At 73.7% G+C, this 18915-nt stretch carries 13 protein-coding genes; 8 read left to right on the forward strand and 5 right to left on the reverse strand.

Features of this window, described 5'->3' with window-relative positions:
• Positions 1-202: 202 nt before the first annotated feature.
• The 5 genes from ACFVHV_RS22830 to ACFVHV_RS22850 all read right to left on the reverse strand — a co-directional run bounded on the left by ACFVHV_RS22830 (position 203) and on the right by ACFVHV_RS22850 (position 6438).
• Positions 203-1120 (reverse strand): LysR family transcriptional regulator, encoded by a 918-nt coding sequence (locus ACFVHV_RS22830; RefSeq protein ID WP_359897618.1) that lies wholly within the window; start codon positions 1118-1120, stop codon positions 203-205.
• 3 nt (positions 1121-1123) lie between these two features.
• A complete protein-coding gene (gene fdhD / locus ACFVHV_RS22835) occupies positions 1124-2044 on the reverse strand; it encodes a formate dehydrogenase accessory sulfurtransferase FdhD (protein WP_380353029.1) in 921 nt (306 codons plus the stop codon).
• A 26-nt stretch (positions 2045-2070) separates the two neighbouring features.
• Positions 2071-3387 carry an MFS transporter gene (locus ACFVHV_RS22840; RefSeq protein WP_380353031.1) on the reverse strand — a complete coding sequence of 439 codons (1317 nt, stop codon included), beginning with the start codon at positions 3385-3387 and terminating at the stop codon, positions 2071-2073.
• Positions 3388-3677: 290 nt separating this feature from the next.
• A complete protein-coding gene (locus ACFVHV_RS22845) occupies positions 3678-4145 on the reverse strand; it encodes a GreA/GreB family elongation factor (protein ID WP_359897621.1) in 468 nt (155 codons plus the stop codon).
• 142 nt (positions 4146-4287) lie between these two features.
• Entirely contained in the window at positions 4288-6438 is a 2151-nt protein-coding gene (locus ACFVHV_RS22850; RefSeq protein ID WP_380353033.1) for a UvrD-helicase domain-containing protein, read from the reverse strand.
• A 385-nt stretch (positions 6439-6823) separates the two neighbouring features.
• On the opposite strand from ACFVHV_RS22850, the gene ACFVHV_RS22855 reads away from it, so the two are divergent.
• The 8 genes from ACFVHV_RS22855 to ACFVHV_RS22890 all read left to right on the forward strand — a co-directional run bounded on the left by ACFVHV_RS22855 (position 6824) and on the right by ACFVHV_RS22890 (position 18838).
• Entirely contained in the window at positions 6824-7093 is a 270-nt protein-coding gene (locus tag ACFVHV_RS22855; RefSeq protein ID WP_380353043.1) for a hypothetical protein, read from the forward strand.
• Positions 7086-7679: a DUF6879 family protein gene (locus tag ACFVHV_RS22860; protein WP_380353035.1), complete on the forward strand. Its 594-nt coding sequence runs from the start codon at positions 7086-7088 to the stop codon at positions 7677-7679. Before ACFVHV_RS22855 ends, ACFVHV_RS22860 begins: the two co-directional genes overlap by 8 nt.
• A gap of 3 nt (positions 7680-7682) precedes the next feature.
• Positions 7683-10091, forward strand: coding sequence for an ATP-binding protein (locus tag ACFVHV_RS22865; protein WP_380353036.1), 2409 nt, complete (start codon positions 7683-7685; stop codon positions 10089-10091).
• 195 nt (positions 10092-10286) lie between these two features.
• Positions 10287-11729 (forward strand): glyceraldehyde-3-phosphate dehydrogenase, encoded by a 1443-nt coding sequence (locus tag ACFVHV_RS22870; protein WP_380353038.1) that lies wholly within the window; start codon positions 10287-10289, stop codon positions 11727-11729.
• Positions 11730-12134: 405 nt separating this feature from the next.
• Positions 12135-12668, forward strand: coding sequence for a hypothetical protein (locus ACFVHV_RS22875; protein ID WP_380353039.1), 534 nt, complete (start codon positions 12135-12137; stop codon positions 12666-12668).
• A 129-nt stretch (positions 12669-12797) separates the two neighbouring features.
• A complete protein-coding gene (locus tag ACFVHV_RS22880; RefSeq protein ID WP_359897625.1) occupies positions 12798-13844 on the forward strand; it encodes a hypothetical protein in 1047 nt (348 codons plus the stop codon).
• 93 nt (positions 13845-13937) lie between these two features.
• On the forward strand, positions 13938-15806 hold the full coding sequence (locus ACFVHV_RS22885; protein WP_359897626.1) for an HSP90 family protein: 1869 nt from the start codon (positions 13938-13940) through the stop codon (positions 15804-15806).
• On the forward strand, positions 15806-18838 hold the full coding sequence (locus ACFVHV_RS22890; protein WP_380353041.1) for a hypothetical protein: 3033 nt from the start codon (positions 15806-15808) through the stop codon (positions 18836-18838). Before ACFVHV_RS22885 ends, ACFVHV_RS22890 begins: the two co-directional genes overlap by 1 nt.
• The last annotated feature ends 77 nt before the right edge of the window (positions 18839-18915 follow it).

An 18915-nucleotide genomic window follows, 5' to 3' on the forward strand; every position in this document is an offset into this window, starting at 1 on the left:
TCGACGCTACGTCCGGAGGCCGGACCTCGCGCGTCGAGCGGTCGTGGCCCGGGCGGTCCTCGCGCGTCGAGCGGTCGTGGCTCGGGCGGTCCTCGCGCGTCGAGCGGTCGTGGCCCGGACGGTCCTCGCGCGTCGAGCGGTCGTGGCTCGGGCGGTCAGGCCCCGGTCCCCGGTCCCCGGTCTCGGGCCCCGGCCCGGGCGATCACGCCGCCGGCAGGCTGCCGAGCACGGTGGCCACCTCGGTGCGCCGGGCGACCTCCAGCAGGGCGCGGGCCATCACCGAGCCGGGCTCCCGGGCGGCGATCACCAGCCCGATCGGCGCGCTGTGCGCCGGCTCCGTCAGCGGGACCGCCCGCATCCCGCGCGGCACGCCGAACACGTGCAGCCACGCGTACGGCACGACGCTCGCCCAGTGCCCGGTGCGGACGTGGGCGAAGAGCGAGGCCACCGAGTCGGTCTCGACCCGGGGCGTCGGTGCCAGCCCGAGCCCCGCGAACACCTCGTCCAGCACCCGGCGGCCCTGCATGCCCGGGTGCAGCAGGCACAGCGGCAGCCGGGAGGCCTGTTCCCAGGTCGCCCGCGGCTGCTGGGCCGGCTCGTCGGCCAGACCGGTCAGCAGGACGTACCGCTCCTCGTACAGCGGGAGTGCCCGCAGGTCGTCCTCGCCCGGTCCGGGCAGGTAGGTGACGCCCGCGTCGATCTCGAAGTTCCGTACCTGGCGCAGGAGTTCATCGGATCGAAGGTCGGTGGACAGCTCCACTGCGGCCAGCGGGTGGGCGGTGCAGAACGGCCCGGTGAGCAGCGACACGGCGCCCGAGGCGGTCGGCACCGAGCCGATCCGCAGTCGTCCGCTCAGGCCGGTGCGCAGCGCGTCCACCTCGTCCCGGAGGGCGTCCCGGTCGGCCAGGATGCGCTGCGCCCACAGCACGATCCGCTCGCCCTCGGGAGTCAGGCCCTCGTAGGCGCGGCCGCGCCGCACCAGCAGCACCTTCAGCTCGTCCTCCAGCTTGCGCAGCGCCTCGGAGAGGGCGGGCTGGGAGACGTGGCAGGCCTGGGCGGCGCGGGCGAAGTGGCGCTCCCGGGCGAGCGCGACGAGGTACTCGAGCTGGCGGAACAGCATCGCCTACTCGACTCCGGTGGCGGTGGCGGTGGCGGTGGCGGGGGCGGTGCTGGCGGCCGTGGCGCCGGTGGTGGTGGCCGGAGCGGTGGTGGCCGGCGTGGAGGTGTCGACGCGGTCGGTGCGGGTGTAGACGTTCATCGAGTCGCCGCGCAGGAAGCCGACCAGGGTCAGCCCGCTCTCCTCCGCGAGGTCCACGGCCAGCGAGGACGGCGCGGAGACCGCCGCGAGCACCGGGATGCCCGCCATCACCGCTTTCTGCACCAGCTCGAAGGAGGCCCGCCCGCTGACCATCAGCACCGTGCCGCGGGCCGGCAGCAGGCCCTCGCGCAGCGCGTGGCCGACCACCTTGTCCACCGCGTTGTGCCGGCCCACGTCCTCGCGCAGGCAGAGCAGCCGCCCGTCGGCGTCGAACAGTCCGGCCGCGTGCAGGCCGCCGGTGCTGTCGAAGACCTTCTGGGCGGCGCGCAGCCGGTCGGGCAGCGCGGAGAGCAGCGCGGGGGTCACGCGCAGCCCGTCCTCGGCGACGCTCCACGGCGCGGTGGTGCGCACCGCGTCCAGGCTGGCCTTGCCGCACAGGCCGCAGGAGGAGGTGGTGTAGAAGTTGCGCTCCAGCGAGGCGTCGGGCGCCGGCACACCGGGGGCGAGCAGGACGTCCACCACGTTGTAGGTGTTGCCCCCGTCGGCGGTGGCACCGGCGCAGTAGCGGATGCTCGCCACCTGCTCGGCGGCGTGCACCACGCCCTCGCTGACCAGGAACCCGGCCGCCAGGTCGAAGTCACTGCCAGGGGTGCGCATGGTCACCGTCAGCGCGCGCCCGCCGACCCGGATCTCCATCGGCTCCTCGGCGGCCAGGGTGTCGGGACGGTACGAGGGTGCGCCCTGGCGCAGGCGCAGCACTCTGCGGGGGACGGTCACTCGGCCCATGGTCGTCGGCTCCTCGAAGGTCTCCGTCAGGTCTGTACGGATGAATCCTCCCTCCTGGCGGCGGCGTACGGGTCCGGCGGGTCGGGCAGGTGGCGGCGGCTGTGCGCGGCGGTGACCGCCAGGCAGAGCAGGCCGACGGCCGCCATGCCCGCCAGCAGCGCCGGGTAGGAGGCGTGGCCGGCGGTGCCGGCGAGCAGCAGCGGGGTGAGGAAGCCGCTGGAGGTGATGCTCTGGTAGAGGGAGGCGGAGGTCGGCCCGGAGGCGCGCGGGGTCAGCCGCTCCACCTCGTGCAGCCCCGCGCCGAGCGTCAGCCCGTACCCGGTGCCGAGGACGAGGGCGGCGGCCACCACCAGGCCCACCGAGTCGAGGTCGGCGGCGAGGGCGCCGAGCAGCAGCCCGGCGATCACCGTGGCCATCGCGGTGAGGGTGGCCCGGGCGCTGTCCGCGTCGTCCAGCCGGGCGGCGAAGGGCTGGGCGACCACGCCCGTGGCCAGGGTCAGCGCCGCGACCAGGCCGCTGAACAGCGGCGCGTAGCCGGGCACCCGGTCGGCGACCAGCGGCGGCAGCACCACGTACGCCACCGTGGCGGCGCCGAGCACGGCCGGGCTGGCGGGCAGGACCACGTAGCGGAACCGGGGGTGGCGGACGGCGCGGAACCGGGGGTGGTGGACGGCCGCCGGTCCGCTGCCGTTGTTGCTCCCGCCGTTGCCGCCGCCGCTGCCGCTGCTGTTACCGCTGCCGTTGCTGCCGTTGCCGTGGCTCCGGGCGGTCTCCGGGAGTCCGCGGGTGGCCCGCAGCACCAGCAGGCAGCCCAGCGCATGGGCGAGGGCGGGCAGCACCGTCGGGCCGGGCAGCCACTCGGCGATCACCCCGGAGGCCAGCGCGCCCGCCGCGAAGCCCGTACCGGTGGCGTACATCGCCCGGCGGGCGCCCCGCTCGGGCGGGACGGCGGGCCCGGAGAGCTCGCGCAGCCAGGCCGTCCCGGCCAGGAAGACCAGCCCGGCCGCGAAGCCGGTGGCCAGCCGGGCGGCGTACACCGAGGGCTCGTCCGGCAGCGCCAGCACCACGCTGGCGGCGGCGGACAGGCCCAGCGCGCCGCGCACCGTCCGCCGCCGGCCGTACCGGTCCGCGGCGGGCCCGCCCAGCAGCAGACCGGGCAGCAGACCGAGCAGGTAGACCGAGAACATCGCGGCCAGCGAGAGCGCCGACCAGTCGGTGCGCGCCCGGTACACGGTGGCCAGCGCCGTGAACTGGTTGGCGCCCCAGGCGGCGACGGCGACGGCGGCGGCCGCCGGGAGCCAGCGGGCGGTGCGGGGCGCGGGCATTCCGTCGGTACCGCCCATGCGCTGTCCTGCCCCGTTTCCGGCTTTCCGGCCATTCCTGGATTTCCGCAGTCCAGTGTGCGGTCCGTCGCCGCGGGGCGTCAAAGAAGTGAATCCTGTGAGCCGATAGGCGGCGCCTATCGGAGATTCGACGGATATCCCACTTTGCCGGGTGTCCGGAAAGCCTGCCGGACATCCCGAAAGTGCGACCGGGAATTCCGTTCCGAATATTCCGTTCGGATTATTCCGCCCCGGCTGTTCCGCCCCGGCTGTTCCGCCCCGGCTGTTCCGCCCCGGCTATCGCGTGCCGGCTATTCCGTGCCGCCCACCGACAGCACCACCGCGCTGGCCGCGCCGGCCGGCGTCTCGTAGTTCACCGTCTCCCCGGCATGCCGCCCGAGCAGCGCCTTCCCGAGCGGACTGTCGAAGGTCACCAGGGTGAGGTCCCGCTCCTCCGCCAGCTCGGAGATCTCGACCGTCTCCTCCGTGCCGTCGTCGAACCGCACGGTGACCGTCGATCCCACCCCCACCACCCGCGCGGACGGCTCCCCGGCCACCTCGGCCTCCCGCAGCCGCGCCTCCAGCTCGGCGATCCGCCGGTCCAGCCGGGTCACCTCCGACGCCCGCTGCAACTCGTCCGCCGCATCCGCCCGGTCCCCCACCGGTTCCAGCCCGCGCAGCGTCGCGGCCACCTTCCCCCGCTCCTCCCGCAACTGCGCCAGGTCCTCCTGCACCGCACGCAGGCCCTCGGCACTGATCGGTTCCGGCCCACCGCTCATCCCACGCTCCCGGGGCTGCTCGTCACACGCTCGAACACCGGCCGCCTCCCATTACCCCACCCCTCCGGGCCCCGGGCAACTTCCGGGCCGATCGACCACCCGGAGCGATTCGTCGAGGAGGCGTCGCCCGGGGCGCCGCGGGTCACCGTGCGAGCAACTGCGCCGGGACGACCGGTTCGAGGAAGACGCTCGGTGTGCCGTGCCAGGACACGCTGAGGGCCTCGCGTGCGCGCGTGCACGCCACGAAGAGCAGGCTCAACTCGCCGCTGAGGTCCTCCTGGTGCTGCAGCGGGTCGGTGTCCACCGGGGTGATCGCGCTGCGCATGGGCACCAGGCCGTCGCTCACGCCCACCACGGCGACGCAGCGGAACTCCAGGCCCTTCATCCGGTGCATGGTCCCGACCCGCACGCCCGGGGACGGTGCGTTGCCGAGCACGTAGGCGGGCGTCCCGGCCTGCTCCAGGGCCTGGGCGATCTCGCGGCCGAGCTGGGCGGTCCGGGCGGCGACGCCGATGTCCTCCGGGGCGACGCCGGACGCGGTCCACGCCGCGATCCGGGCGACGAGGTCCTGGATCTCGTCGGCCTTGTCGACGTGGCCGTGCACCTCGGGGTGCGCGCCGTGCAGGGTCGAGTGGTAGCCGACGAGGGAGTCCTCGCCGCCGTCCATGTCGTCGGGCCGCTCGCCGGTGAGCAGGGACGCGGACCAGCTGATGATCTCGTGCGTGGTCCGGTAGTTGACCCGCAGTCGGGAGGACCGTCCGACGACCTGGATTCCGAGTGAGCGCAGCGAGACCTTGTTCCCGTAGATCCGCTGGTGCGGGTCGCCGGCGAGGAACAGGTCGTCCGGTCCGGACGCGACGATCGCGCGGAGGAACCTCCACTGCGCGGGGTGCAGGTCCTGCGCCTCGTCGATCACCACGTGCCGGAACGGGCGGTCGTCCTGTTCGTCGAGCGCCCGCGCGGCCTGCGCGCAGACCTGCAGGAACGTCAACTCCCCGGCCTGTCGCAGCTCGTCCTCGAACGCGGCCACCGCACGCCACACTTGGGCCTTCTGCAGCGGACCGAGGGCCGTACCGCGGCCGGACCGGGGTGCCTTCAGGTACTGCTCCGGGCTCTCGATCGCCTGGGCCAGGACGACCTGCCGCCACTCCTGGTCCAGGAAGACGTCGGTGAGGTCGATCCCGAGCCGGCGGACGATCCGGCCCCAGCGGGCGAGGACCGCGCGCTGGTTGAAGACGATCTTCAGTGGGGCGCCGCCCCGCGAGCGGCGGAGCACCTCGTTCGCCAGCGCGTCGACGGTGACCACCCGGACCTTCGCCCTGATCCGCTCGTCCGTGATGAGCAGCGTGAGGCAGCGTTCGAGCTCGCCGGCGAGGTCCTTGGTGAAGGTGGTCAGCAGAATCGATCCGTCAGGTGCGTCCGGCGGCAGCCGGCGCGCCAGGTGGTAGGCCCGGTGCAGGGCCACCACTGTCTTCCCGGTCCCGGGGCCGCCGGTCACCCGGGCGGGCCCGTTGTACGACTCCCGGTAGGCGATCCGGTACTGGGCCGGGTGCAGGAAGATCCGCCACACGTCGAACGGGCGCTCCAGGATCTCCCGCAGTTCCTCGGGGCCGGACACCAGGGCGACCCGGCCGCGCGCGTGGGCCATCGCCGAGACCAGCCCGTCCTCGGGCTGCGCGGCGTTCACCGGAGCCGCCGCCCGCGCGTACGCCTGGACGATCTCACGGTCGATGTCGGCCGGTTCCATCCCGCTCGCGAGGCCGATCAGAACGTCGAACTGCTGCTCCGGCAGGACCCGGTGGAGCGCCTCCAGATGGGCCTCGTCCGGAAGCAGCCGGATGATCGGCAGGATCTCCTCCTCGATGCCCAGGCTGCGCAGGACCTTGTCGGAGCGGTCGGCGAAGAGCCTCCGGGGTTCGTCGGGGGCCAGGGCCCGCAGCGACTCGGTGGCGCGTTCCAGGGCGACGTCGTTGCGGATCTCGACGCCCTGGGTGGCGGCGTTCACCGAGGCCCGGTGCTTGTACGCCCAGTCGTTCGCCTTGTCGTGGGGGAGCACCTTCAGCAGCATGTACCCGTCGCCCCGGTCGGCCTTGAGGACCACTCCGCGCCAGAAGTCGGTGATCCGTATGGTCCGGATCCGCGGGTCCCGCTGGTGGGTGAGCTTCTCCAGATGCGCGCCGGTGTGCGTCGCTCCGGTGAACTTCTCGAACACGTCGAAGACCCTGCGCTGCACGGATTTCTCCAGTGCCGCGAACTCCAGCAGAAAGTCCCGGTGCATACCCAGCGTCGCCACGCGGGCCCCCTTGCGCCTCGGTCGGACGGGTGGTGCGCTTACTGTACTGGCCTTGTCGATCACTCGAAGTGGGGGCTCCGGAGCCCGCGGGTGGAACCTCGGGAGGACGCGAAAGAACCCCGGCCGTTCGGGCCGGGTCTCTTTCGCGGCGGATATCGAGCGGAATGGCCGGGCCGGGCGTGCCCGCCGAACCCGAGCCGCGCCACAACGACCCGAACCGGCGTGCACCGGCCTGCCGGTCGCGCGCGGAGCGGTGCGCCCGGCACCGGCGGACAGGGTGCGGGCATGGTGCGGCAGTCGGCTCCGGCGGGTAATTCATTGACGCGGAGCCGAGCGGATTTGTACGGTGTGTAGCCGAGCGCTCACGCGACCCTGTGGAGGCATGATGAGCCAGCCCTGGGAGGCCGATCCCGACGCGGAGCTGACCCGGCGCCTGGGCAAGTCGCCGACCGAACTGGGCACCACGGGCGGCCGGGACGGCTGCCCCGACATCTGGGAGCTCGACAACGGCGACATCGCCGTCATCGGGCGGGACCTCACCGAGGCCTACCGGACCGGACTCCCCGAGGGTGCGGTGATCAACGAGCACGAGCGGCTCGTGGTGATCCCCCGGATCACGCTGCTCTCCGCGAAGGCGGATCTGCCCGATGCGTGACCTTCTCGGTGGCGTGCCGGGTGACCGGCTCCCCCTTGCCGAATACCGGGCCGACTTCCGCCAACGGGACTTCGCGGTCGACGGCTACGACTCGTGGAAGCTGGAACGGCGACAGGACTTCCAGGAGCCCGAGGACGCCAGCTGGCGCGCCCATCTGGAGGGGGACCGCCCGAAGGCCCTGGAGCTGATCGAGGCCAGGCGCGACGAACTCCTCCGGCTCTCCCGGCTGGCCGCCGACCACGCCTGCCGGCTGCTGCGCGTTCGCGTCGTCGAGTTCCCGCTCACTCCCTATCTGGCATGGGAACTGCGGCTGTTGCGGGTGCGGGCCGAGTGCGGCGAACTGATCCGCGTGATCGGCCCCGAGCTGATCGCGCCGTACGAACGTGACGCGCTGTTCCCGGAACTCGTCACACTGGGGCCGGACACCGTCTACGACATCTCGTACGACGAGGCCGGCACCCTGGCCGGTGCGATCCGCTACGTGGACCGCGCGGCCAGGGAACGGGTCGCGGAGTTCGTCGCCCGCCTGTACGACCGGGGCGAGGACATCGGGACGTTCATGGCGCGGATGCCGGCGGAGCGCTGAGGAGTGGAACGAGAGGTCCCCGAGCCGTCCCCGGGCAGGGTCAGCTCCTCGCTGTCGGGGTCCTCCACCGGGCATGTCGTGCAGGCGCGGGACATCCAGGGGCCCGTCCACATCCACGCCGCGCCGCCGGCCGCCGCCCGGCACGGCGAACCCGTTCCGTGGCAACTGCCCACGGACGTCCGCGGGTTCGTCAACCGGACCGTGGAACAGGAGGCCATGGATCGCCTCCTGGCCGAGCGGTCGCCCGCAGCCCAGGTCCTGGTGCTCACCGGCACCGCCGGGGTCGGCAAGACCTCGCTGGCCCTGCACTGGGCGCATGCCGTTCGCGAGAGGTTCCCGGACGGGCAGTTGTACGCGAACCTGCACGGCTACGACCCGCAGGAGCCCGTGGCCGCCGCACACGTGCTGGAACGGTTCCTGCGTGCGCTCGCCGTACCGACGGCGGCGATACCGACCGACCCCGAGGCCATGGCATCGACCTATCGATCCCTGGTGGCCGATCGCCGGATGCTGATCGTCCTGGACAACGCCTCGAGCGCCGCCCAGGTCCGTCCGCTGCTGCCCGGTGTTCCCGGATGCCTGGTCGTGGTGACCAGCAGGCACCGTCTCTCGGGCCTCGGCGTGCGTGAGGGGGCCCGACACCTGACCCTGGAGGTCCTGGCGGAGCATGACGCCGTCGAACTGCTGCGCGCGGTCACGGCGGACTACCGCAGGGGGGACGACCCGGACGAGCTCGCGCAGTTGGCCCGCCTCTGTGCCCGTCTGCCGCTCGCCCTGCGCATCGCGGCCGAACGCGCGGCCGGCCGGCCTCGGATGCTGCTGAACGACCTGATCCAGGACCTGCGCGACGAGTCCAGCCTGTGGGACGCGCTGTCCAGCGCCGACGAGGAGGATCCGGAGGCGGTTCGTTCCGTCTTCGCCTGGTCGTACCGAGCCCTGCCCGCCGGTGCCGCACGGCTCTTCCGCATGCTCGGCCTCCATCCGACCGGTGAGTTCAGTACCGCGGCCGCTGCCGCGCTGGTGGCGAGCAGTGTCCGGCAGGCGGGCCGCCTGCTCGACGGGCTGGTCGCGACGCACATGGTCGAGCAGACCGCGCCGGACCGCTACCGGTTCCACGACCTGCTGCGCGCCTATGCCGTCGACCAGGTGAAGCGAGAACAGGAGCCGGAGGAGAGCGAGCGGGCGGTCGGGCGGGTGCTGGCCTGGTACCTCCACGCGGCCGACGCCGCCCAAGTGCGCGTCGCTCCCCACGAGCCCCGTGTCGAGCTTGCCCCACTCGATCCGGAGGTGCAGGCCGCGCGCTTCGAGGACGACGTCGCCGCGGCGAACTGGTTCGAGGCGGAGCGGGAGAACCTCGCGTCGGCCGTGCGGACCGCGGCCGCCCTGGGCCTGGACGAACACGTGTGGCGACTCGCCATCGTCCTCCGCGCCTTCTACATGCAGCGCAACACCTTCCAGGACTGGTTCGAGACCTCCCTCCTGGGCCTGGAGGCCGCGCGGCGCCGGGACGAGCGGCACGCGCAGGCGGAACTTCACGAGAGCCTGGGCATGGCGTACACCCAGTCCAGCCACCTGGATCAGGCCGCCGAGCAGTACGAGGCCGCACTTGCCGTCCGCCGTGAGCTCGGCGATCCGGAAGGCGAAGCCCTGACCCTCAACGGACTCGGCCTTCTCCGGTTGCGCAGGAACCTGCTGCCGGGCGCCCAGGAGGCTTTCGAGAGAGCCCGTGAGCTGTTCCGGGCCCTCGGGGACACCTACTGGGAGCCCCGGACGGCGGTCAATCTCGCCGAGGTCCGGGCGGCTCTGGGTCTACTCGCGGACGCGGAGCGGGTGGCCCGAGCAGGCCTGGAGTCGTTCCGCGAGGCTGCCGACCTCCGGGCCGAGGGCAACGCGCTGAGCGTCCTCAGCCGGATCCAGCTCGAAGGCGGCCGGACGGGCGAGGCACTGGAAAGCGCTCAGCGAGCCGTCGACCTCGCGGTGGACCTCGACAACGCCGTCGCGGAGGCACACTGGCTGACGCAGCTCGGACATGCCCAACGGGCGGCAGGCCGCTTCACCGATGCCCTCGCTTCGTACCAGCGTGCCGCCGTCCTGCAACGAAGTCTCGGCGACCGCAGCCGCGAAGCACTCGCCTGGGACGGCGCCGGTCTGACGTACCGCGAACTCGGCCGGGCCCAGGAGGCGAGCGAGTTCCATCGCCGTGCCGTCGCCGTGCACCGCGAGCTGGGCGACCGGTGGCAGTGGGCCGTGGCCCTCTGCCGACTCTCCGAGGCGCTGGACGCCATGGGAGGGGGAGCGGACATCGCGCGGGAACACAGGCGTGAGGCGCTGTCACTGCTCGGCGGCTTCACCGACCCGGCCGCGCTGCGCCTGCGTGACCGGCTGACGGCTGCCCTGGGAGAGGGCGCCTGAGTCGGTCCGCGGAGAGCCGGTCCTCCCGGGCGGAGCCGCCGGGTGAGGGTGGCGGTGATCACCTTCGGGGGCGGGGGTGGGGTGAACGCGCAGGTCGGGGGCTCGGGCGGGAGGGGCCGGGGAGGGACCGGCGGTCGGGGCGCGGGCGGGCGAAGCTACCATGTGGGCAACACCCTCAGCTCGAAAGATGGACTTGTGACTGTCAACGACGACGTGTTCACGGACTGGAAGAACCGCGAGGAGATCGCGGAGTCGATGATCCCGATCATCGGGCGGCTGCACCGGGAGAGGGACGTCACCGTTCTGCTCCACAGCCGTTCCCTGGTGAACAAGTCGGTGGTCAGCATCCTCAAGACGCATCGCTTCGCCCGGCAGATAGCCGGCGAGGAGCTCTCGGTCACCGAGACGATGCCGTTCCTGGAGGCACTGACCGCCCTGGACCTCGGCCCCTCGCAGATCGACCTCGGCATGCTCGCCGCGACGTACAAGGCGGACGACCGCGGCCTGTCGGTGGCGGAGTTCACCGCCCAGGCCGTCGTCGGTGCCACCGGCGAGAACAAGCTGGAGCGCCGGTCCGGGCAGGACGTCGTGCTGTACGGGTTCGGCCGCATCGGCCGGCTGGTCGCCCGCCTGCTGGTCGAGAAGGCCTCGGGCAACGGCCTGCGGCTGAAGGCCATCGTCGTGCGCAACAGCGGCGGCGACGACCTGGTCAAGCGCGCCTCGCTGCTGCGCCGTGACTCCATCCACGGCCAGTTCCAGGGCACGATCACCGTCGACGAGGCGAACAACAAGATCATCGCCAACGGCAACGAGATCACGGTGATCTACTCCGACGACCCGACCAAGGTCGACTACACGGAGTACGGGATCAAGGACGCGATCCTGATCGACAACACCGGCCGCTGGCGCGACCGCGAGGGCCTGTCGAAGCACCTGCGCCCCGGTATCGCCAAGGTCGTGCTGACCGCGCCGGGCAAGGGCGACGTCCCGAACATCGTGCACGGCGTGAACCACGACACGATCAAGCCGGACGAGCAGATCCTGTCCTGCGCCTCCTGCACCACCAACGCCATCGTCCCGCCGCTGAAGGCGATGGAGGACGAGTACGGCGTGCTCCGCGGCCACGTGGAGACCGTCCACTCGTTCACCAACGACCAGAACCTGCTGGACAACTACCACAAGGCCGACCGCCGCGGCCGCTCGGCGCCGCTGAACATGGTGATCACCGAGACCGGTGCCGCCTCGGCCGTCGCCAAGGCCCTGCCGGACCTCCAGGCGAAGATCACCGGCAGCTCGATCCGCGTCCCGGTGCCGGACGTCTCCATCGCGATCCTCAACCTCCAGCTCAAGCGGGAGACCAACCGCGAGGACGTCCTGGAGTACCTGCGGAACGTCTCGCTGACCTCGCCGCTGAAGCGCCAGATCGACTTCACCGACTCGCCCGACGCCGTCTCCAGCGACTTCATCGGCTCGCGCCACGCCTCGATCGTGGACGCCGGCGCGACCAAGGTCGAGGGCGACAACGCGATCCTCTACCTGTGGTACGACAACGAGTTCGGCTACTCGTGCCAGGTGATCCGGGTCGTCCAGTACATCTCGGGCGTCGAGTTCCCGACCTTCCCGGTTCCGGCGGTCTGATCCACCGGTAGGGCAGGACGACGGGGCAGTACGACGAGCAGTACGACGGGGCGGTGACCGACAGGTCGCCGCCCCGTCGGCGTTCGCGGGCGGGGCGGTCGCTATCTTGAGGGATCACTGACAGGTCTAGGGAGGGCGACGGGGATGGGTGGTCGGCGGGTGCTTGCCGCGGTGGCGGCGGCGGGGGTGCTGACGGGCGTGTTGGCCGGGTGCTCCTCCGGGGGGTCGAAGGGGGTCGGCGGGGCGGCGGCCGCGGGTTCGTCCGCGTCCGGTCCGGCGGCGGCGTCGACGGGTACGGCCGGGGCGTCCGCGGCTGCGCCCGCGCCCGCGCCGAGCGGGTCGGACGCCGGGGCGCCCGGGGCGGGTTCGGCGCCCGCCTCCGCACCGGCCCCGGCCGCGGTGGAGGTGCCGCGCGGGGACCTGGAGGTGGCGCTGCTGGACGACAAGGTGGTCGGGCAGGTGCTGCCGGACGCCAAGGCGATGGCCGGCTGGGAGGAGGAGAAGCGGAAGGTCGACACGGCCGACCACAAGGTCACCTGCACCGGTGCCGCCGCCGCCTCCTGCGCCGGAAAGCCGCTCAGCGGGTCGGTCCGGTTCTCCTCGGGGGACGTGGTCGTCCGCTTCCTGGTGGACACCCTGCCCAGCCGGGACGCGGCGGCGCAGCGGCTGAAGGAGAGCTACGCCTCGTACGCCGCCGGGCCGTTCAAGAAGGTCGACACCCCGGTGCTGGGCAGCGAGAGCCAGGCGTTCCAGGGGCCGCTGGCCGAGGGCGAGGGCGTCGGCATCGTGGTGCGCTCGGGCACCGTGGTGGCGAGCGTGACCAGCGAGGGCGGTCCGGTGGACGTGGCCGCGACGCGGAAGTTCGCGGTGATGCTGGTCAAGCGGATCGAGCAGGCCCAGGCCGGGAAGGCGCCGGACGCCGGGCCGGGCGTGGGCTGAGGGGCCCCTCTCCGCACGGGCGGGGCGCTGGGCTGGGGAAACGGATGTCAGTCGACCGTGATATGTACCTATCTCGTGGCCACTGTGCGGCCATGCGAAAGATACCGATGACGTTCGAGGGGGCCAGACATGCCGCTGTTCCGACGCCGCTCCGGCGGGGAGGGCGCGGAGGACCGGGCCGAGCGGCGCGGGCTCGGGTTCGGCTTCGGCCGGCGGGGAGCCGGATCGGCCGCGCCGGCCGGTGCTGCCGAGCCGCGGCTCGACCCGGCGTACGGGGACGAGTCGGTGCGTCTGGCGCTCCGCCAGGCCGCCGACGGGGACTGGGCCGCGCTGCGCCCCGCGCTGGCCGCCGCCGAGGGCGAGGACCTGACCTTCCTGGTCGGGGCGATAGCCGACGTGCCCCGGGTCGAGCAGTGGACGTCCCGCGCGCTGGCCGACACCCCGGACGACACGCTGCTGCTGTTGCTGTCCGGTGCCCGGCACATCGACTGGGGCTGGGAGGCCCGGACGGGCGCCCGGGCCAAGGACGTCACCGAGGAGCGGTGGAAGGTGTTCCACGAGCGGCTGGAGGTCGCCGAGGAGCAACTGCTGGAGGTCGCCGAGCGCGAGCCGTCCTGGCACGCCCCCTGGCGGTTCCTGCAGACCAGCGCCCTCGGGGCCTCGCTCGGCCCGGAGGTCGCCACCAGCCGCTTCGAGGCCGCGGTGCGCCGCGCGCCCGGGAACTCCGCCTCGCACTGGGTCAGGCTGCAGCAGCTGAGCGCCAAGTGGGGCGGTTCGCACGAGGAGATGCACGAGTTCGCCCGCTCCGTGATGCTCGCGGCCCCGGAGGGCAGCCGCCTCGGTGAGCTGGTCGCGGTCGCGCACCTGGAGCACTGGCTGGCCCTCCCGGACGGCGAGGACCGCGCCTACCTGACCAGTCCGGCCGTGGTGGCGGGGCTGCAGGAGGCGGCCTTCCGGTCCGTCCTGCACCCGGCCTTCGTGCCGGCGCGCGGCTGGCAGGGCGCCTTCAACACCTTCGCGATGGCCTTCTCCCTCGCCGACCAGCCGAAGACCGCGCGCCTGCTGTTCGAGGCGCTGGACGGCTTCGTGACCGAATCGCCCTGGCACTACCTGTCGGGCAATCCGGTCAAGGCCTTCCGCGCCCACCGCGACCGCTGCACCTCGTACTGGCGCTGAGGCGTACCGGTGCCGGTGCCGGTGCCGGTATCGACCCGCACCCGCACCCACATCCCACCACCGTCATCCACCCCGCGATCGAAAGAGCCTCCGGTGTCCCCTACCGACAACCCGACGAGTGCGCACACCTTCCAGGTGGACCTGCGCGGTCTGGTGGACCTGCTCTCCCACCACCTCTACTCCAGCCCGCGGGTCTACCTGCGCGAGCTGCTGCAGAACGCGGTGGACGCGATCTCCGCCCGCCGCGCCCTCGACCCGGAGGCGCCGGCCAGGATCACCGTCCGCGCCGACGACGAGCTGTCCGTCACCGACACCGGCATCGGCCTGACGGAGAAGGACGTCCACACCTTCCTCGCCACCATCGGCCGCAGCTCCAAGCGCGACGCCGACGGCCGGCTCGACGGCGCCGGGCTGGCCAAGGCCCGCGGCGACTTCATCGGCCAGTTCGGCATCGGCCTGCTCGCCTGCTTCGTGGTCGCCGACGAGATCACCGTGGTCACCCGCTCCGCCGCCACCCCGGACGCCCCGGTGATCGAGTGGCGCGGCAGCTCCGACGGCAGCTACACCATCCGCACGCTGCCCGCCTCGGCCAAGCCCGAGCCGGGCACCACCGTCACGCTGGCCCCGCGCGCCGACGCCGCCGAGTGGACCCGCCCCGGCCGGGTCCTCACCCTCGCCCGGGACTTCGGCAGCCTGCTGCGCCACGACGTCACGGTGATCGACGCCGCCGGCACCGAGCACCGGGTCAACCGCACCCCGCCGTGGGCCGAGCGCCACGCCTCCCCGCTGGCCAGGCGCGACGCGCTCACCGAGTACTGCCGCGCCGCCTTCGACTTCACCCCGCTCGACACCATCGAGCTGGACCTGCCGCTGGTCGGCCTGCGCGGCGTCGCGTACGTGCTGCCGGACGCCGCCCCGCCCTCGCGCCGCAACGGCCACCGGGTGCACCTCAAGGGCATGCTGCTCTCCGACCAGGCCGACGAACTGCTGCCGGACTGGGCCTTCTTCGTCCGCTGCGTCGTCGACACCGACGGGCTGCGCCCGACCGCCTCCCGCGAGGGCCTGTACGCCGACGAGACGCTGGCCGCCGTCCGGGACGCGCTCGGCGCCCGGATCCGCGACTGGCTGACCGGCCTGTCCGCGAGCGACCCGGCGCTGCTGCACCGCTTCCTTTCCGTCCACCACCTGGCCGTCAAGGAACTCGCCCGCTACGACGACGAGTTGCTGCGGATGATGCTGCCCTGGCTGCCGTTCGAGACCACCGACGGCAACGTCACCCTGGACGAGTTCGCCCGCAGCCACCCGACGGTGCTGGTGACCCGTACGGTCGAGGAGTTCCGCCAGGTCGCCCCGATCGCCGCCGCGGCCGGGCTCGGCGTGGTCAACGGCGGCTACACCTACGACCACGACCTGGTCCACCGGCTGCCCGAGATCCGGCCCGGCGTCTCGGTCTCCGACCTCGACCCGGGCACCGTCACCGCGCACCTGGACACCGTGGACCCGGCCGTCGAGCTGGCCGCCAACGCCTTCCTGGCGATCGCCCGCGAGGTCGTCGGCCGGTTCGACTGCGACGTCGCGCTGCGCAGCTTCCACCCGACCAACGCGCCCGCCCTGCTGCTCGACAACCGGGAGGCCCGGCACGAGCGCACCAGGGCCCAGCTCGCCGACGAGGCCGACGGGCTGTGGGCGGACATCCTCGGCTCGCTGCGCGCCGAGGTGCCCCGCGCCCAACTGGTGCTCAACCACCTCAACCCGCTGGTGCGCCGCGCCGCCACCGTCACCAGCCGCGAGCTGGCCGTCACCGCCGTCGAGGCGCTGTACGGGCAGGCCGTGCTGATGACCCGCCGCCCGCTCAAGGCCAGCGAGTCCGCCCTGCTCAACCGCTCGTTCATCAGCCTGCTGGACCACGCCATGCTCGGCCACGAGGCGGCGGGCACCCCCGAAGGCGACAAGGAGGCGTGATGCTGGACACCCCCGACGCGGTGATGGCCGCGCTGCGCGAGAACGACGCCCGCCCGTACGGCCGGACCAGGACCGTCACGGCCGAGGAACTCGTCGACGCCGCCGAGCAGTTCGAGGACACCGGGATCCGCTCGATGGCCCTGCTGGAGCTGATGGAGGCCTACGAGTACGACGGCGAGCGCAGCAAGAGCCCGGTCGTCTTCGCCCGCATCCTCAAGCTCTGGGACACCGACCCGGACGGCTTCGGCGAATGGGCCCGGCGCCAGGTGCTCTGGCGCTTCAAGTGGGTCGCCGACGCGCTCAAGGACACCCCGGACGTCCCGCTCGCGGCGATCCGGCGCTGGCACACCGAGCTGCGCGACCGCTACCGCACGGCCGGCCACGACCTCCAGCCGTACTACGCCCAGCGCTACCACCTGGCCGTGCAGACCGGCCTCGACGTGCAGGACGCCTACGAGCTGTGGGCGGCCCGCCCGCGCTCCGAGCTGAGCGACTGCCACGCCTGCGAGACCCGCGCCCGCGCCCGGCACTTCATCGCCGCCGGGGACGACGCCCGGGCGCTGGAGGTGATCGCCCCGGTGCTGGACGGCCGCAGCGGCTGCGAGCAGGAGCCCTACCTCAGCCAGGCCACCGCCCTGCTCGCGCAGCTGCGCCGGGGCCGGTTGGACGAGGCCCGCTCCGGCCACCTCTCCGGCTACCGCTTCGCCCGGGGCAAGGCCTCGATGCTGAACGCCGTCGGCCTGCACATCGAGTTCTGCGCGCTGTCCGGCAACGAGCCGCGCGGCCTGGAGCTGCTCGCCGAGAACCGGGACCTGTTCGCGGTCACCGGCGAACCCGCCGCCCGGCTGGGCTTCCTGACCGGCGTCGAGGTGCTGCTCGCCCTGCTGGCCGGGGCCGGCCACGGCGAACTCGCGGTGAGCGGCCCGGCGGGCACCACCTGGACGGTGGACTCCCTGCTGGCCCACGTTCGCACCGAGGCCGACGCGCTGGCCGCCCGCTTCGACGCCCGCAACGGCACCGGCGCGGTCGGCGCCGAGCGGCGCGCCCGGCTGGCCGTCGAGCCGCTGCTCGCCGAGCCGCTGGCACTGGGTGTGCGGGCCGTCGCCGCGCCGGGGCTGTCCGACGCCCCGGTCGTCGCGCCCGCGCCGCGCCGGACGGTCGAGCCGGAGCCGGAGGACTTCACCGCCCTGGTGCTGCGGGCCCGCGAGCTGGAGGTGCTCGGCCACCCGGACGCCGACCGGCTGTGGAAACGGGTCGCCGAGCGCGCCGGGGCCGCGGACTTCGTCCACCCGCGGAGCACCGAGCTGGGCGGCCCCGAGCGGCTGCGCGCCGAACTCGCCGAGCAGCGCGCCCACGAGGCGCTCCAGCGGGACGCGTACGCCGAGGGCAAGGCCGGGCTGCTGGCCGCCGCCGAGCTGTTCGAGCAGGCGGGGCTGGCCGGGTCGGCGCTGATGTGCCGGGCCCGGACCCTCATCGCGGACCTGGACGACGAGAGCGCCGGGGGCGAGGGCACCCCGAACGAGGGCGCCGGGCACGAGAGCGACGAGGGCGAGGGCGGCTCGGGTCGCAGCGTGGATGCGGATGCGGATGCGGATGCGGGCGCGGATACCGGGCACAGCGGCCGGCGGGCCGACTGGGCGGCGCTCGACGCGGCGCTGGCGCGGGCCGAGGAGCTGCGCGCCGGCGGCGAACTGACCGACGACGACTACCTGATCGTGCTTCAGACCCGCGCCTACGCCGCCCACCACGACCTGGTCGAGACGCTGCCCGAGCCCGCCGACGAGGTGGCCGAGCGCTTCGAGGCGGTGGTCGGGGCCTACCGGCGCGCGGCCGTGGAGCTCGGCTCCGAGCGGCGGGCCGCCACCTCCCGGCAGTACACCGCCGACGCCGCCGCCCGGAAGGGCCTGCTGGCCGAGGCGGAGGCCGAACTGCGCGAGGTGCTGGCCCAGTTGGACGCCGCCGAGCTGCCCTGGCACACCCCGCGGGTGCTCGGTCTGCTGGGCCAGGTGCTGCTGCAGGGCCGCGAGCCGGGCCAGGCGGTCGAGGTGTTCCACCGGGCGCTGGCCGAGGCCGTGCGCTGGGGCGACGACTCCTACCCGTACGCGCCGACGTACATGATGCTCGGCCACGGCTGCCTCCAGGTGGGGGACCTCGGCGGCGCCGTCCGCGCGCTGTCGGAGGCGGCCGCGCGCTACGACCGCAAGGGCGCCGAGGCGGTCGAGGAGGCCGCCCGGGTGCGCATGCAGCTGGCCGACGTGCTGCGCGACACCGGGCGGGCGGCGGACGCGGTGGCCGTGCTGGAGTCGGTGCTGCTGGACGCGTCGGCGGCCCGGCTGGACGTGCGGATGCTCGCCCAGGCCCGGCTGGACCTCGCCCGGGGGCTGTCCGAGCTGGAGGAGCACCGGGACGCCGCCGAGGAGTACCTGCGGCTGGCCGATCTGGTGGCCGGCTGGGAGGACCAGGAGACCCACACCATGGTCGCCTGCGAGGCCACCCTGGCGCTCGCCCGGGCGGAGCGCCCGGACGCCGCCGAGGCGGCGCTGGCCCGCGCCCGCGAGGCGCACGGCAAGGCCCCGCAGGTGGACCAGCTGGCGGCCACCCTGCGGGAGCTGGCCCGGATGACGATGCGGGAGCAGGGCGCGGAGGGGCTGGCGGCGGCGCTCGCCCTGCTGGCCGAGGCGGACGCGGTCGGAGAGGCGGCCGAACAGGGCGGCGAGGAGTACAACTCCTGGTACCTGCGCGGTGGTTCGCACTACGAGCGGGCGCGCTCGCTGGCCGTCGCGGGGCGGTACGAGGAGGCGCTGGCCGAGGCCGAGCGCTCCGTCCCGGAGTACGAGGCGGGCGGCGAGCGGGCCGAGTCGCCGCGGGCGGAGTCCGTCCGGCTGGCCGCGCTGATCGAGGGCAGCGACCTCGGTCGCACCGAGGCGGCGGTGGCCCGGCTGGCCGCCGGCATCGCGCGCTGCGAGGCGGCCGGGCTGTCGGAGGCGGCGGAGGTGCTGGTGGAGCTGCGGGAGCGGTTCGCCGGGGAGTGACCCGCGCGGTGCCCCGCCGGGGGGGGGGCGCGCCCCCCCCACCACCCCCGCCGTGGGCGGCGGCCAGCCGCCCGCAC

It is taken from the genome of Kitasatospora sp. NPDC127116 (assembly GCF_042677365.1).
GTDB classification, from domain to species: domain Bacteria; phylum Actinomycetota; class Actinomycetes; order Streptomycetales; family Streptomycetaceae; genus Kitasatospora; species Kitasatospora lactacystinica.